Consider the following 1168-nt stretch of genomic DNA (forward strand, 5'->3'; position numbering starts at 1 on the left):
CTACAAAAACCTTATCAGCTTCAGCGATGCGAATTCGCAGAATGGTACTGATTCGCCGCCGGAGTGCCAGGGAGCCCATTCCTGTCCTGCAGTGTACGTCCCTTTCCTGAAGAGACTCGCAGCCCAGTTCGCGTGATTTGACGTTCGTAGATAGCAATGTCGCGGACTTAAATCGCATTGATAGAAAACTAGGGCCAATCGAGCGAGGCATGAAGAAATCTTTCATGCCTCGCTCGAGGATCTGTCTGCCCACACAGTGCATCCCGTTTCGCACCGCAGGTGCGAATGCCTTGCTTAAGGGGACGGCTTAAAGCCGCCGTTTCTGCGGCATCTGTGCGGCATGGCTGAAAGCCATGCCCTTAACAAGACCTTCGCACTTGCAGTGCGAATGGTTGCACTAAGACCGTGTAAGAGCCGGGGCGATGATAGATGCGTCTTCCTCGATAGTTCGCGCAGACTATGATTCAAAGCCGCGGATATACGGAGTATTTGGCGGCCGAGGGCCGGTCTCAAAGAGTGGACCGTGTGTTGAGCGATATCTCATGTTCATGAAGGGCGTCTCGACGCGGCGTCCAACGGCGGAGTAGCGGCCGTTCTCCCAGTTCGATTCCATGTAGTGGTTCACGATGCCGGTCGACAGAAGCAGCCGTTCCGCATTGAACGGCTCCTTTCGGGTCAGCATCATCTCGATGAGCCAGTGATCGAAAGCATTGGCAGCGTGATACTGCGAAACGGGTCCGGGCCAGCCAAGCATGGAGATGATTGTTGGATCCTTCTGCCCTTCGATCTCGCCGGCATAGGTCCAGCCCACACCCTCGCCCGAAATTACGGCCCCATAGGTCCCGTCGTTGTACTCCACAATGCAAACGGCCGGCCGGTTGCTCTCTTGAAAATGCCCCGGCTTCAGGTCGAAGTTCTTTCGCACTGATTCAAGCAGGTTACCGGCCCAGGGAGTGCGTTCGACCCATTTCCGAGTCTCAGGCCCGCGAATAGACTGCACCGACCTGACGCCCGTCTCCCCACCCTTGCGGCGGTCGACAAAGGACTGAAGCACGTCGATGCAATGGAAGATGGCTCCCTCATCCGGAGCGGCTCCAACCACGATCGAGTTCCTGAGCGGCGTATCCACCGCAAGATCGATCTCAGGCTTGCGGAAGTAAGTCGGTAT

The 1168-nt window shown here is 56.5% G+C and carries 1 pseudogene; it reads right to left on the reverse strand.

Annotated features, from left to right (window positions below):
- Positions 1 to 457: 457 nt before the first annotated feature.
- Positions 458 to 1168: pseudogene (locus tag AB4043_RS26185) on the reverse strand (hypothetical protein); the annotation flags it as partial.

It is taken from the genome of Terriglobus sp. YAF25 (assembly GCF_052113305.1).
Lineage (GTDB): Bacteria > Acidobacteriota > Terriglobia > Terriglobales > Acidobacteriaceae > Terriglobus.